Source organism: Streptomyces sp. NPDC087263 (assembly GCF_044744645.1).
GTDB lineage: Bacteria > Actinomycetota > Actinomycetes > Streptomycetales > Streptomycetaceae > Streptomyces.
The window spans coordinates 403,472-416,794 of record NZ_JBIUYT010000001.1 but is presented as its reverse complement, the minus strand read 5'-3'; the positions used below and the strand labels follow the sequence as shown (position 1 = coordinate 416,794).

Annotated in this window: 12 protein-coding genes; 4 read left to right on the top strand and 8 right to left on the bottom strand. The window is 70.6% G+C overall.

Going from position 1 to position 13,323, the window contains the following annotated elements; all coding sequences use genetic code 11:
• Nucleotides 1-135 precede the first annotated feature (135 nt).
• Nucleotides 136-864: a bifunctional DNA primase/polymerase gene (locus tag ACIPC1_RS01865; protein ID WP_402512422.1), complete on the top strand. Its 729-nt coding sequence runs from the start codon at nucleotides 136-138 to the stop codon at nucleotides 862-864.
• A gap of 18 nt (nucleotides 865-882) precedes the next feature.
• On the opposite strand, the gene ACIPC1_RS01860 is transcribed toward ACIPC1_RS01865, so the two are convergent.
• The 7 genes from ACIPC1_RS01860 to ACIPC1_RS01830 form a co-directional block, all read right to left on the bottom strand.
• Nucleotides 883-1,905 carry a hypothetical protein gene (locus tag ACIPC1_RS01860; protein ID WP_402512420.1) on the bottom strand — a complete coding sequence of 341 codons (1,023 nt, stop codon included), beginning with the start codon at nucleotides 1,903-1,905 and terminating at the stop codon, nucleotides 883-885.
• The gene (gene efeU, locus ACIPC1_RS01855) at nucleotides 1,853-2,743 is read right to left on the bottom strand and encodes an iron uptake transporter permease EfeU (RefSeq protein WP_402512418.1); all 891 of its coding nucleotides are present in this window, start codon (nucleotides 2,741-2,743) and stop codon (nucleotides 1,853-1,855) included. The genes ACIPC1_RS01860 and efeU overlap by 53 nt, the downstream gene beginning before the upstream one ends.
• A 2-nt stretch (nucleotides 2,744-2,745) precedes the next feature.
• Nucleotides 2,746-4,002, bottom strand: a complete 1,257-nt coding sequence (gene efeB, locus ACIPC1_RS01850; protein WP_402512416.1) for an iron uptake transporter deferrochelatase/peroxidase subunit — start codon at nucleotides 4,000-4,002, stop codon at nucleotides 2,746-2,748.
• Nucleotides 4,003-4,015: 13 nt separating this feature from the next.
• Nucleotides 4,016-5,155, bottom strand: a complete 1,140-nt coding sequence (gene efeO, locus ACIPC1_RS01845) for an iron uptake system protein EfeO (protein WP_402512414.1) — start codon at nucleotides 5,153-5,155, stop codon at nucleotides 4,016-4,018.
• A 187-nt stretch (nucleotides 5,156-5,342) separates the two neighbouring features.
• Complete coding sequence (locus ACIPC1_RS01840) at nucleotides 5,343-6,170, bottom strand: heme ABC transporter ATP-binding protein (RefSeq protein WP_402512412.1); 828 nt, start codon at nucleotides 6,168-6,170, stop codon at nucleotides 5,343-5,345.
• Nucleotides 6,167-7,294 carry a FecCD family ABC transporter permease gene (locus ACIPC1_RS01835; RefSeq protein ID WP_402513358.1) on the bottom strand — a complete coding sequence of 376 codons (1,128 nt, stop codon included), beginning with the start codon at nucleotides 7,292-7,294 and terminating at the stop codon, nucleotides 6,167-6,169. The genes ACIPC1_RS01840 and ACIPC1_RS01835 overlap by 4 nt, the downstream gene beginning before the upstream one ends.
• A gap of 107 nt (nucleotides 7,295-7,401) precedes the next feature.
• A complete protein-coding gene (locus ACIPC1_RS01830; protein WP_402512411.1) occupies nucleotides 7,402-8,427 on the bottom strand; it encodes a hemin ABC transporter substrate-binding protein in 1,026 nt (341 codons plus the stop codon).
• 148 nt (nucleotides 8,428-8,575) lie between these two features.
• Between ACIPC1_RS01830 and ACIPC1_RS01825 the strand changes: the two genes are divergently transcribed.
• The 3 genes from ACIPC1_RS01825 to ACIPC1_RS01815 all read left to right on the top strand — a co-directional run bounded on the left by ACIPC1_RS01825 (nucleotide 8,576) and on the right by ACIPC1_RS01815 (nucleotide 12,386).
• Nucleotides 8,576-10,006 carry an HtaA domain-containing protein gene (locus ACIPC1_RS01825; RefSeq protein WP_402512410.1) on the top strand — a complete coding sequence of 477 codons (1,431 nt, stop codon included), beginning with the start codon at nucleotides 8,576-8,578 and terminating at the stop codon, nucleotides 10,004-10,006.
• Nucleotides 10,007-10,144: 138 nt separating this feature from the next.
• Nucleotides 10,145-11,626, top strand: a complete 1,482-nt coding sequence (locus ACIPC1_RS01820; RefSeq protein ID WP_402512408.1) for an HtaA domain-containing protein — start codon at nucleotides 10,145-10,147, stop codon at nucleotides 11,624-11,626.
• Between the two features lie 112 nt (nucleotides 11,627-11,738).
• On the top strand, nucleotides 11,739-12,386 hold the full coding sequence (locus ACIPC1_RS01815) for a PhzF family phenazine biosynthesis protein (protein ID WP_384384798.1): 648 nt from the start codon (nucleotides 11,739-11,741) through the stop codon (nucleotides 12,384-12,386).
• Between the two features lie 162 nt (nucleotides 12,387-12,548).
• Here the strand turns inward: ACIPC1_RS01815 and ACIPC1_RS01810 are convergent, their stop codons facing one another.
• Nucleotides 12,549-13,208 (bottom strand): heme oxygenase (biliverdin-producing), encoded by a 660-nt coding sequence (locus tag ACIPC1_RS01810; protein ID WP_402512406.1) that lies wholly within the window; start codon nucleotides 13,206-13,208, stop codon nucleotides 12,549-12,551.
• Nucleotides 13,209-13,323 lie beyond the last annotated feature (115 nt).

Genomic DNA, 13,323 nt, shown 5'->3' with positions numbered 1-13,323 from the left:
GAACATGCCTGATTCCTGCCACAGGCGCATCGCCCCCGCCCACCCCGGATGTCAGCTCTGGCCACCTGGGGCGCAGGATGGTGGGACCATGGGCAGGACGCAACACGTGGCCACTACGGCGAGGCGAGGCGATACATGAGCGCAGAGTCCGGCAGCCGCTCCGGCGCGCAGGGCAGGATCTCCCAGTGGCTGCGTGGCCGCCGCCCCAAGGAGACCGCCGACGACGGCAGCGGGCGTGAAGCCCTGCTGCTCGCCGCTGCCGCAGCCGGGTTGCCGCTCGCGCAGGCCGCGTACCCCTCCGGGTACCGGTGTTCCTGTGACCGCGTGGGCTGTCCCACCCCCGCGCGCCACCCCATCTCCTTCGCCTGGCAGACGCAGTCCACCACCGACCGCGCCCAGATCGAGCGTTGGGCCCGCCACCAGCCGCGGGCCAACTTCATCACCGCGACCGGCATGGTGCACGACGTCCTGGACGTGCCGCTGGAGGCGGGGCGCGAGGCGCTGGAGCGGCTGCTGGCCTCCGGGATCGAGGTCGGACCCGTCGCCCAGTCCGGCGCCGACCGGATGCTCTTCTTCACGGCCACCCGCGGTACGCCCGAGGACCCGGACGAGTGGTGGCCCTGCGAGCTGGACTGCCACCCCGAGACGATGGACGAGCACCCGGGGCTGCGCTGGCACTGTCGCGGGTCCTACGTCCTCGTGCCGCCGGCCCAGCTCCCCGGTGATCTGACGGTCGACTGGGTACGGGGCCCCGAGCACCCTCTGCCGGACCCGCTCACCATCCTCGAAATGCTGACCGACGCCTGTGCCCGCTACGTGGGAGACGGTTCGGACCAACTGGCGGCCTGGCCCCACCGGGGCTGAACCCCTGCGGGGCCGGGGCTACTCGCCCTTCGCCCCCGTCAGCCCCTGCACCCGGCTCAGGAACTCCACCTGCTGGTCCCCCGACCCCTTCGCCGGGTCAAGCACCGCCTCGTTGGAGACGAACTCCAGCGTGAGGGACTGCTTCAGCTCGCCGGTCATCAGGGCCTTGATGTTCGCGTCGGTGACGTTGAGGTCGACGCCCTGTGCGGCGGTCTGCTTCTCGTAGTGGCGGGTGGTGAAGAAGACCAGCGCGCTGCCGTCCGTGGTGCGCAGCCCGACGGGGGCGTAGTCACCGGAGTTGAGCGGCTCGTCGACGTACTGCCGGGCCAGGCCCGGCTTGCTCGCGTTCTTCTCGCGCAGGGCCCGCCACTCGGTGGTGTGGGCGCCGGGCGCGAAGGTGTCGCCGCCGCTCGCCAGATACGTCGCGTACGCCTGGCCCAGTTTGTCCGGCGCGACCGCGAGGGCCGCGTCGTCCGCCGTGACCGGCTGCGCCCAGCCGTCCGCGTCCTTCTCGAACTCCGGTACGTCGTCGGTGGCCAGGACGGTCAGATACGAGGCCTGCCACACGTCGTTCGCGCTGCCCCGGGTGAACACCAGCAGCCAACGGGTGTCGCCCGAGCCCTTGTTGGCCTGAGTGTCCGCCAGGAACCAGCGCGGCCAGCCCGCCTTCTCGGGGATGGTGAACTTCGCGTCGGTCAGCTCCAGCGGAGCGGGCGCCGGGTTGCCGGCCGGGCTGTTCTCGTGCCCGGCGTCCAGCTTCGCGCCGTCGATGTCGGAGAGCGGGCCGGTGACATGGCCGGCGTCCAGCGAGCGGTCGTACGCCTTGTCCGCCTTGTTGTACGCGGTGGTGAAGTCGCTGAGCGCGCGGGCGGCCTCCGTCCGGGTCGCCGTCGGCACGATCTCCCGCTCCCCGTGCACCACCATGCAGCCGCTCGCCGTCAAGGACAGAACCGTCACCGCGCCCGTTGCCAGGGCGAATCGACTGCGACTACGGAGTCTTCGAGTGCTGCGATCCCCGCGAACCCTGCGATCCCTGCTCATCAGGTGTCTTCACCTTCCCCTTCCCGGAGGCGAACCCTACCGGGGCGAGAAAAATCGCGAGCGTCGGGATCAGATAGAGCGCCCACACCGTGATCTGGAGGACGGTCGGGTCGGGCTGGAAGTTGAAGACGCCCTTGAGGAGGGTGCCGTACCAACTGTCCGGCGGAATGGCACCGCTGATGTCGAAGGCCTTGTTCGTCAGGCCCGGCAGGAAGTCGGCCTCCTGGAGATCATGGAAGCCGTACGCCAGCACACCCGCGGCGACGACGACCAGCATGCCGCCGGTCCAGGTGAAGAACTTGGCCAGGTTGATGCGCAGCGCGCCACGGTAGAACAGCCAGCCGAGCACCACCGCCGTCGCGAGACCGAGCAGCGCGCCGAGCAGCGGCCTGAACGTGCCGTCCTCGGAACCGGCCGCATGCACCGACGTCCACACGAACAGCGAGGTCTCCAGGCCCTCCCGGCCGACCGCCAGGAACGCCGTGGCCACCAGCGCCCCGGTGCCCATCAGCAGCGCCGAGTCCAGCTTGCCGTGCAGGTCCGTCTTCAGATGCCGTGCCGTGCGCCGCATCCAGAAGACCATCCAGGTCACCAGGACCACGGCCACGACCGACAGCGAACCGCCCAGCGCCTCCTGCGCCTTGAACGTCATCTCCTGCGAGCCGTACTCCAGGCCGAAGCCGAAACCGAGCGAGATCAGCACCGCGACGGCGATGCCGATCCAGATCGGCCGCAGAGCCTCGCGGTGCTCGGTCTTCACCAGGTAGGCGACCAGGATGCAGACGACCAGGCTGGCTTCAAGGCCCTCGCGCAGACCGATCAGATAGTTCGCGAACACGGCTATGCCTCCTTGGTGAACAGTGCCCGGCCCCACCAGTCGTCCTTGTCGCGGACGCCTGGTGGGATCGCGAAGACCGCCGAACCCACGTGCTGGATGTACTCGTTGAGCGTGTCGACGGCCAGGCTGCGCTGCACCGGGATGAAGCCGGTGCGCACATCGCGCTGGTAGGCGAGGAAGAACAGGCCCGCCTCCAGGCGGCCGAGGCTGTCCGTGCCGTCGGTGAAGGAGTAGCCGCGGCGCAGGAGCGTCGCCCCGTGGTTGGAGTCGGGGTGCGCGAGCCGTACGTGCGCGTCGGGCTTCATCGCCTTCAGGAACGGCTCGTCGCGCTCCTTCGCCTTGCCGACCGGGGCGCCCTCGGCCTTGTCGCGGCCGAAGATGTCCTCCTGCTCCTGGAGCGAAGTCCGGTCCCAGGTCTCGATGTTCATCCGGATCCGCCGGGCGACGAGGTACGAGCCCCCGGCCATCCAGGCCGCAGCGTCCTTCTCGTCCCCCTCCTCCACCCACACGAACTTCTTCAGCCGGTCGGTCTCCGTCCCCGCGATGTTGCGGGTGCCGTCCTTGAAGCCCATGAGGTTACGAGGGGTCTGCGCGTCCGGCGTCGTCGAGGAGGTCTTGCCGAAGCCCAGTTGGGACCAGCGCATGACGACCTTGCCGAAGCCGATCCGGGCGAGGTTGCGGATCGCGTGCACCGCGACCTGCGGGTCGTCCGCGCAGGCCTGGATGCACAGGTCGCCGCCGCTGCGGTTCCCATCCAGGTTGTCGCCCGCGAACTTCGGCAGGTCGACGAGGGCCGCCGGCCGCTGGCCCGCCAGACCGAACTTCGCGAAGAGCGACGGCCCGAAGCCGATCGTCAGCGTCAGCCGCGAGGGGCTGAGGCCCAGCGCCTCACCGGTGTCGTCCGGCGGCGCCTCGGCCAGGCCGCCGTACGCGCCCTCACCGACCGCCTGCCCGGCGGTGACCCGCCGTGCCGCCTCGGTCCAGTCCTTGAGGAGCTGGACGAACTCGGCGCGGTCGTCCGTCTTCACGTCGAACGCGGCGAAGTGCAGCCGGTCCTGCACGGGTGTCGCGATGCCGGCCTGGTTCGCTCCGTGGAAGGCGATCGCGGCGCCGGACTCGGCGGCCGGTTCCACGTCGCTGCCCGCCTGGGTCATCGCCACCGCGCCACCGGCAGCGGCGGCACCGAGCGCGAGACCCGCCCCGCCCCAGCTGATCAGCGAACGCCGGGAGGGAGTGGAACCGGTGGAGGTGTCCGTCATGGTGACCCCTCGTCTACTTCACGACAGCGGCGGCGAGCTTGGACAGGGGCTCGGCGAGCGCGTTGACCGCGTCCGAGAGCTCCTTGCGGTCGGCGTCACCGACCTTGTCGTACGAGGTGAACTCGTAGGACGTCTTGTCCGCGCGGTACTTGTCGAGCAGCGTGTTCAGCGCCGCGAACTGCTTGTCCAGTTCCTTCGTCAGCGCCGCGTCGTTCTCGCCGGCGACCGGCTTGAGGAGCGTGTACGACTCCTGTGCGCCCTCGACGTTGGCCTTGAAGTCGACCAGGTCGGTGTGCGAGTAGCGCTCCTCCTCGCCGGTGACCTTGCCGGTGGCGACCTCGTCGAGGAGTTCCTTGGCGCCGTTGGCCATGGAGGTCGGGGTGATGTCGGCCTTGCCCACCCGCGTCTGCCAGTCGGTCAGGTCCGTCACCAGCTGGTCGGCGAGGGTCTTGTCCTCGGCGGTGATCTTCTTGTCCTGCCAGAGGGACTTCTCCAGGCGGTGCCAGCCGGTGAATTCCTGGCCGGGCTCCAGACCGTCCGCGCGGACGTCGACCTTCGGGTCGATGTTGCCGAAGGACTCGGCGACCGGCTCGGTGCGCTCCCAGCCGATCCGCGAGGGCGCGTACGCCTTCTTCGCGGCCTCCAGATCGCCGGCCTTGACGGCGTCGGTGAAGACCTTGACCTTCGGCAGCGTCGCGTCGGCCTGCGCCTGCGCGTACGAGCGGTAGGCGGCGACGGCCTTGTCGAGCCGCGGGTCACGCTTGGCGACCGTGCCGCCGGTGGCCTTGACGTCCTGGCGGATGCCGTCGCCCGTCATGCCGGGCTTGCAGGCGATCCGGTAGTCACCGGCCTTCACCTCGGCGGTGACCGTCTGCTTGGTGCCCGGCCCGATGTTCTCGCGCTCGGTGACGATCCGGTCGTCCGGGAAGAGGAGGTAGACCTCGGTCACCTTGGAGCCCTTGTTCTCCACGGAGATCTTGACGTGCCCGGCGGGGAACTCCGTCCTGGACACCTCGCACTTGGAGTCGGTGGCGGTCACCTCGACGAGGTTGTCACTGCTCGACGTATCGCTCTTCTCGGTGCAGCCCGTGACGGCGGTCAGAACCGCCGCGCCGGCGACGGCTGTGGCGACGGAGAGTCGGACGGGACGCATTAAGGCTCCAGGCGGGGCTCGACGGGTTCACAGAAACGGCAAAGATCCAGGTGAGGCAGACCTAACTTATCTGAGGCTTACCTGAGTGGTACCCGTCCGTCCAGTGATTCAGCTCTCATGGACGGTGTATGAGCGCGAGGTGATCACGGTGGCTCAATCCGCAGCCCACGGGATGGTAAAGAGTGGGTCAAGATCGGCGGCGGGGGGCGATCAGGACCTCGCCGGTGCGCGGATGCGGAAACACCTCGACCTGCTGCTTGTAGACATCCGAGAGCAACGCGTCGGTGAAGATCCCGGCCGGCGGCCCGTCGGCCACCGCGCGCCCGGCGCACAGAATCACCACCCGGTGCGCGTACGCCGCCGCGAGCCCCAGATCGTGCAGCACCACGACCACGGCGTCCCCCGCGTGCGCCCTTTCCCGGCAGACCCGGAGCACCAGCTCCTGGTGCCGCAGGTCGAGCGCGGCGGTCGGCTCGTCGAGCAGCAGCAGGGGAGCGCGCTGGGCGAGCACCCGGGCGAGCGCGACCCGCGCCCGCTCACCGCCGCTCAGCGCCGAGAAGGGACGGCCCGCGAACGCCGCGACCTCCGTCGCCGCCATGGCATCGGCCACGGCCGCATCGTCGTCGGCGGCGTCGGACTGTCCGGCCCAGGGCGCCCGGCCCATCCGTACGACCTCGTCGACCGTGAACGGGAAGGAGAGCGCGGCCGACTGGGGGAGCACGGCACGGCGCAGGGCGAGTTCGGGCGCCGACCACTGTGCGGCCGGGCGGCCGTGGACGCGTACGACTCCGGCGGAGGGCCGCAGATCGGCGGCCAGCGCGCTTAACAGGGTCGACTTTCCCGCACCGTTGGGGCCGACCAGGGCGAGGACCTCGCCGGCCCGGGCGGTGACGTCCACGCCGCACAGCACCTCGCGGGCGCCGAGCCGGACATGGAGCCCCTCGGCCTCGGCGAGTACGTCGCCGGGCGCGGCCGGGGGAGGGGGCGTGGGGCGCCCCGTACGCGGGAACCTCATGCCCAGCCTCCTTGCCTGCGACGGGTCCTGCGCAGCAGCCAGAGGAAGAACGGGCTGCCGAGCAGGGCGGTGAGGACGCCGAGCGGGAGTTCGGCGGGGGCGGCAACGGTACGGGCCGTGAGGTCGGCGCCGAGCAGTACGAGCGCGCCGCACAGCGCGCTGGCCGGAACCAGGAAGCGGTGCCCCGGCCCCGCCGCCATCCGCAGCAGATGCGGCACGACCAGACCGACGAAGCTGATGATCCCGGAGACGCTCACGGCCGCCGCGGTCAGCAGGGCGATGACGAACACCAGGATGATCCGCAGCCGCTCCACGTCCACGCCCAGATGCCGGGCAGGCCGCTCGCCGAGCGACAGGAGATCCAACCGCCGGGCGTACAACGGCGCGAGGGCCAGACCGGCGACCGCGCACGGCAGTACGGCGAGCACCTTGGGCCAGGTGGCCTGGGAGAGCGAGCCGAGCTGCCAGAAGGTGATCTGGTTGACCGCCGCGGTGCTCTCCGCGAAGAAGATGAACAGCCCGATCAGCGCACCCGCGAAGGCGTTCAGCGCGATACCGGTGAGGATCAGCGTCACCACCTCCGTCCGTCCGCCCGAGCGCGACATCGCGTACACGACCAGCACCGTGCCGAGCCCCGAGACGAAGGCGAAGGCCGGGACGGTCCACGTACCGAGGAAGTGGAGACCGAGCGAGATCGCGGCGACCGCGCCGACCGCCGCGCCCGAAGAGACGCCGATGACCCCCGGCTCGGCGAGCGGATTGCCGAACACGCCCTGCATCAGCGCGCCCGCACAGCCCAGCGAGGCACCGACGAGCAGCGCGAGCACGATCCGCGGGAAACGGACGTTCCACAGCACCGACTCGGCGACCCGGTCCAACTCGGCGCCACCCAGACCGATCCGGTGCAGCACGGAGCCCAGTACGTCACCGGTGGGAATCGGATAGGCACCGAGTCCCGCGGCGACGGGCACCAGCACGAGGAGGGCGGCAAGGAGGACGGCGGTGAGGAGCCAGGGGGTGCTGCGGGCGGGAGGGGCCGGGGAAGCGGGGGAGGCGGGGGAGTCCGTGGGGGCTCCAACGGCCTTTCCGCGTACGGGTTTTCCGAGGACGGGCTCTTTGGCCATGGGCTCTTCGGGCACGGCTCGCTCGACTGCGGGCTCTTCGGGCACGGCCTGCTCGGCTACCGTCTCTTCGGGTTCCGCCCGTTCGGGCATCGCCTCCTCGCGCACCGTCACTTGGCGTCCCCGTACAGCTGGTCGACGATCGACTTGAGGACTTCGTCCGTGCGAGGCCCGTAGTTGAGGAGCACCCCGTCCTCGATCGAGACGACCCGGCGCTCCATCCCGGCAGGGGTCTGTGCGACGCCAGGGATCTTGACCAGGCCGTCGATCCCGCCGACCGATTCGAGTCCCTTGGTCATCACGAGGATCGCGTCCGGCGCGGCCTGCGCCAAGGCCTCGGTGGTGATGGTCGTGAAGTCCTTCTCCAGGCCCGACTCGGCGCCCGCGTCGACCGCTCCGGCGGCCTCCAGCAGCGAGGTGGCTCCCGAGCCCCTGCCGCCGATGAGATAGACGGAGGCGGAGCCGCGGAGGTAGAGGAAGGCGACGCGCGGATGCTCCTCGTGGGCCGGAATCGCCTTGCGTACGGCGGCGATCCGGTCCTCTGAGCGCTGGGTGAGCCGTTTTCCGTCGGCCGGTACGCCGAGGGCGTCGGCCACCGCCTGGATGCGCGGGCCCACGTCGTCGAGGCCGAGCGCCGGGTCGACGACGAGGACGGGGACACCCGCGTCGCGGATCTGCTCCATGGCCTCGTCGGGCCCGGTCGTCGTCTCGGCGAGGACGAGGTCCGGCTTGAGGGAGAGGACGCTCTCCGCCGAGACGTCGTGGTTGCGGGTGACGACCGGCAGCTTCTCCGCCTGCGCGAAGGTGGCGGTGATGTCACGGGCGACGACCCGGTCACCGAGCCCGAGCGTGAAGACGATCTCGCTGAGACTGCCGGAGAGCGGGACGATCCGCTCGGCGGCCCGGACCGTCACCTTCTTGCCGTCGGACGAGCCGACGGTGACGGGGAGTTGGGGCTTCGCGGGATCCGCGAGGGGTTCGACGCGGTCGGCGGTGGCGGAGACAGAGGTCTTGTCGGGCGACTCCGCGTTCTCGGCGGAGCCGCCGCACCCGGTCGCGGCCGTGAGGAGGGCGAGCGCGGAGAGCAGGGCGCCCGCCGTTCGTGTGCGCCGACGATGCGCTGTCCCGTCCCTCATCCTCATCCTCGTCCATCCGTCCTCTCGGTCTTCAACCGGCTCTCGGTCTTCATCCGGCCTCTTCCGACACATGCGGGCATAGCTTAGGTTAGCCTTACCTTTCTCGCCAGAAGCGGCCGGATCCTGAGTTCGTACCCGGAGGACACCCATGCCCGTGCGCCTGAGGGCCCTGATCACCGCGGTCTGTGTCGCCGCGCTCGGAGCTCTGCTGGGGGCGCTGCTCCCCGCCACCGCCGCGCACGCCGCCGGCCGCAGTGTGCAGGGCGGCCGGCTCGACTGGGGCATCAAGTCCTCCTTCCAGAGCTATGTCACCGGGCCCATCGCCAAGGGGAGTTACTCCCTCACCGGAGGGGCGGCCACGGTCGGCGCAAGCCAGTTCCGCTTCCACTCGGCGACGGGTACGTACGACGGCGACAGTGGCGCCTTCTCGGCCTCCTTCTCCGGCGGGGTCCACTTCGTCGGGCACAAGGAGGACGACGGCACGTACCAGCTCGACCTCACGATCAGCCGCCCCACCGTCCGCATCTCCGGCGGCAGCGGCACCCTCTACGTCGACATCATCAGCAAGGCGAAGGGCACGGGGACGGTCACGACGTCCCCGCAGGTGCCCTTCGCCTCCCTCTCCCTGGGCGGGATCGACATGAGGGGCGGCGGCAACGCCGTCCAGCTCAACAGCCTTCCCGCCACGCTGACTTCACAAGGTGCACAGTCCTTCGCCGGGTACTACACGGCCGGCACCGCGCTGGACCCGGTGAGCCTGTCCGCGGACGTACAGGCGGCGGCCGCGCCGAAGGCGTCGAGCACCCCCACGCCCACCAAGTCCGCCGCGAAGAAGGAGACTTCGGGCACCATCGCGAACGGCGCCGTCGACTGGGGCGTGCGCCGCACCTTCCGCGAGTACGTCACCGGGGATATCGCCCAGGGCGGGTGGACCCTGTCGTCGGGAGCCCAGGACGGCGGCGCGCTCTTCCGCTTCCCCGCCGGTGAGGGGACGTACAAGAAGGACGCACGCTCGCTGGAGGCGGAGTTCGACGGCGCGGTGCGCTTCACCGGCGAACAGGGTCTCGACCTGAAGCTGAGCGGCGTCCGGGTGACCGTCGAGGACGCCAAGGGCACGCTGTACGCCGATGTGACGAGCGTGGGCTTCACCGGCAGGAAGGTCGCGCTCGCCACCTTCACTGCGAAGGACTTCACCCCGAAGGGCGACCTCGTCGAGCTGACCGAGGTGCCGACGAAGCTCACCGCCCAGGGCGCCAAGGCCTTCGGCGGGATGTACCAGACGGGCACGGCGATGGATCCCCTCTCGCTCGCCGTCGCCCTCACCGACGACGCGGCGTTGCCCGCCCTGCCCGACCTGGGCAGTTCGGCCACCGAGAGCGCATCGCCCTCGGTCACCCCGGAGGCGGCGACCGAAACCAGGACCGACACGGCCGAGGCCGCCGCGAGCACCTCCGACGGCGCACCGGTCCTGCCCATCGGCCTGGTGACCGGCGCCCTGCTGGTGGCGGGCGCGGCCTACGCGTTCGTCGTCCGCAGGCGCAGAGCCCGAACGGCCGCCGCGGTCGCCGACGAGGACTGAACTCCGTTACGTCGTCCGCCGCAGTGTCGGACGTGGACTGAACTCCCTTACATCGTCCGCCGCAGTCCCAGACGAGGGCTGAGCCCCCTTACACCGTCCGCCGCTTGTCCGGATCACCCACCAAGGAGAACCGCCACCATGCCCGTCAGAGCACGCCGCCCCCTCGCCCTCACCGCAGCCGTCGCCACGGCCGCCGCACTGGGCGCCACCGCGCTCGCCACCGTTGGCGCGACCACCGCCGCGGCGGCCGAAACCCCCCTCACCGGCTACGAGTTGACGTGGGGGATCAAACAGTCGTACCGCACGTACGTGACCGGGATGGCGGCCGGTACCTTCACGCCCGCGGACGGCGCCACGCAGGCCACGGGCAACGGCGCGTTCACCTTCGTGGACGGCAGCGGCACCTACGACACCGAGGCGCACACCCTGGACCTCGGCTTCAAGGGCAGCCTGAACATCGCCTCCAAGGCGCACGGCTTCGACATCACGCTGTCCGACGTGCGGTTCGACAGCGCCACCACCGAGATCACCGCCGACGTGACGAAGACCACCGCGACGGGTACGACGACGACGGACGACGTGCCGCTCGCCACGGCCACCGTCACCCGCGACATGAAGGACATGGCGACCAAGCTGACGGCTGAGGCGGCGGACGTCCTCGGCAGCGCGAGCTACGAGAACGCGGCCGGGGACCCGCTGACGCTGGTCCAGAAGACGACGCCGACCCCGACGCCGACCCCGACGCCGACCCCGACGCCCACCGCAACGAAGACCACGACGCCGACGCCGACGGCCACGCGGACCACGACGCCGTCGCCCACACAGACGACGAGCCCCTCGCCCTCCGAGAGCTCCGCCACGAAGGGCGAGATCGTCGACGGCACGCTCGGCTGGGGCGTGAAGGAGTCCTTCCGTTCGTACGTCGTGGGAAGCGTCGCCCAGGGCAGGATCGCCGCGTCCGGCGGCGCGACCCAGGCCACCGGCAACGGCGTCTTCACCTTCGTCGACGGCACCGGTACCTACGACACCGATGCCGACACCGTCTCCGCCGCCTTCGCGGGCGCGGTGAACTTCAAGGGCCACGAGACGAACGGCGAGTACGGCCTCGACCTCACCTTCAGTGACCTCAGGACGGAACTCGACGATGGCTCCGGCGAACTGACCGCCGACGTCGACAGCCTCGGCGAGAAGTCCGAGGACGTCGTCCTCGCCGAGCTCAAGGCCGCCACGGGTCAACTCACCGTCCAGGACGGCGTGATCGAGCTCGACGACGTCACGGCCACGCTGACGGACTCCGGTGCGAAGGCCTTCGGCGGATTCTACACGGCGGGCACCGAACTGGACCCGGTGGACCTGGCCGTCGCGGTGGACGAGGGCGCCCAACTGCCCGACGATGACGACGAGTCGACCACGGGCGGCTCCGGTACGACGGGCGGCTCGGGCACGTCCGGTACGACGGGCGGCACCGGCACGACCGGCTCCACGACCGGCGGCACGAGCGGTTCGCTCGCCTCGACCGGCTCGGACGTACCGGTCGATGCGCTCGGCGCCGCGTCCGCGGTGATCGTCGCGGCGGGCGCGGGTGTGGTGCTCGCGATGCGCAGGCGACGTACGGCGTAGCCCGGTTCACCCGCACTGGTGCGGCAACCCACCCCGGCCCCGGCCCCGGTCGCCTTCGGCGGTCCGGTGGGCTGGGGCGGGCTTGTGGCGCGAGTGGTGTTTGAATGCCGGAGTGACTGAATATGACGTGCTGCGGGTCTTCTGCGGTTCCGGCGGGCGATACGGCAACGAACTCGGGGTCGTCCGTGAGGGCTCCGTCATGCCGGACAGCGAGGACCGGCTGGCTTTCGCCGCGAAACTCGGGTTCAGCGAGACCGTGTTCGTGGACGACCCCGAGCGCGGGGTCATCGACATCTACACGCCCACGCTGCGACTGCCCTTCGCCGGACATCCGTGTGTCGGGACGGGCTGGCTGCTCGACGTGCCCGAACTGGTCACGCCTGCCGGGGTGGTGGGGGTTCGGCTGGACGGTGAGTTCAGCTGGATCGAGGCCCGTCCGGAGTGGCCGGAGCCGCGCACACTGCGTCAGTACGCCACGGCTGACGAGGTGGATGCGCTGCCCGTGCCGCCCTCCGGGGAGTGGATCTACGCCTGGGCGTGGGAGGACGAGGCCGCGGGGCGGGTCCGAGCCCGTGGGTTCCCCGGGCGCGGGGACGCCATCGAGGAGGACGAGGCCACGGGGGCGGCGGCCCTCCAGCTGACGGCTCGGCTCGGGCGGGCGCTCAACATCGTCCAGGGGGCCGGGTCTCAGATCCTTACGGCGCCGCAGCCGGGGGGATGGGTCGAGGTGGGGGGTCGGGTGCGGTTGATGCGCGGGTGAGGTGGGTGGGGCGGGTGGGGTCGCGGCGAAGCCGCTGAGGGATGCAGCTCGCCCCCTCCGCCCCTGCCCATGCCCGTCCCCCGGGGGCTCCGCCCCCAGACCCCCAGATCGCCCCGAACGCGCCGAACGCGCTCGTCCTCAGACGCCGGACGGGCTGGAACATCACGCGGTGAGGGGAAACTCCTCCCCGAGGGCACGGAAGACATCGGTGTTCAGGGCGAAAGCCCGCTTGCACTCCGTCACGATCCGTTGCTTCTCCAGGTCGTCGGCGTGGATGGCGTCGAGGAGTTCGCGGTAGGTGCGCTTGAAGGCGGCGGGGTTGGTGATGTCCTCGAAGACGTAGAACCGGACGCCGTCGCCCTTGCGGACGAAGCCCCAGGTCTGTTCGGCCTTGCCGCGGATGATCTGGCCGCCGGAGAGGTCGCCGAGGTAGCGGGTGTAGTGGTGGGCGACGTAGCCGCCGGGCCAGGTGTGGGCGCACTCGGCGACGCGGGCCGCGTAGGCCCGGGTCGCCGGCAGGGCGGTGAGGGTCGTGCGCCAGTCGGGGCCACGGAGGTGGGCGAGGTCGGCCTCCAGCGCGGCGCGGCGCGACAGTTCGGGCTGGATGAAGGGCCCGGCCACCGGATCGGACGCCAGCTTTCCGGCGTCCGTCTCCAACGACTCGTACACGAACCACAGCTGCTCGGTGTAGCGCGCGTACGCCTCCACACCGAGCCTGCCGCCGAGTAGGTCGCTCATGAACGTCGAGGTCTCCGCCTCCGTGTGCTGCTCGTGCGAAGCGGTGCGGATGAGCGTCGAGAACGCCGTACCCGACGAGTTCATGGTGGACCTCCGGTGGTGAAGGGGAAGACAGCAGCAGTCGGATTTTCTATGGTTAGCCTTACCTAAGTCAACTGGTTCCCGACGTCCTGTCGGTAAAAACGTACCCTGGATCCCG

Excerpts from the sequence above, each read along its gene's own strand:
- ACIPC1_RS01865 (WP_402512422.1), top strand. The coding sequence starts at position 136 with ATGAGCGCAGAGTCCGGCAGCCGCTCCGGCGCGCAGGGCAGGATCTCC.
- ACIPC1_RS01860 (WP_402512420.1), bottom strand. The coding sequence starts at position 1,905 with ATGAGCAGGGATCGCAGGGTTCGCGGGGATCGCAGCACTCGAAGACTC.
- efeB (WP_402512416.1), bottom strand. The coding sequence starts at position 4,002 with ATGACGGACACCTCCACCGGTTCCACTCCCTCCCGGCGTTCGCTGATC.
- efeO (WP_402512414.1), bottom strand. The coding sequence starts at position 5,155 with ATGCGTCCCGTCCGACTCTCCGTCGCCACAGCCGTCGCCGGCGCGGCG.
- ACIPC1_RS01840 (WP_402512412.1), bottom strand. The coding sequence starts at position 6,170 with ATGAGGTTCCCGCGTACGGGGCGCCCCACGCCCCCTCCCCCGGCCGCG.
- ACIPC1_RS01835 (WP_402513358.1), bottom strand. The coding sequence starts at position 7,294 with ATGGCCAAAGAGCCCGTCCTCGGAAAACCCGTACGCGGAAAGGCCGTT.
- ACIPC1_RS01830 (WP_402512411.1), bottom strand. The coding sequence starts at position 8,427 with ATGAGGGACGGGACAGCGCATCGTCGGCGCACACGAACGGCGGGCGCC.
- ACIPC1_RS01825 (WP_402512410.1), top strand. The coding sequence starts at position 8,576 with ATGCCCGTGCGCCTGAGGGCCCTGATCACCGCGGTCTGTGTCGCCGCG.
- ACIPC1_RS01820 (WP_402512408.1), top strand. The coding sequence starts at position 10,145 with ATGCCCGTCAGAGCACGCCGCCCCCTCGCCCTCACCGCAGCCGTCGCC.
- ACIPC1_RS01810 (WP_402512406.1), bottom strand. The coding sequence starts at position 13,208 with ATGAACTCGTCGGGTACGGCGTTCTCGACGCTCATCCGCACCGCTTCG.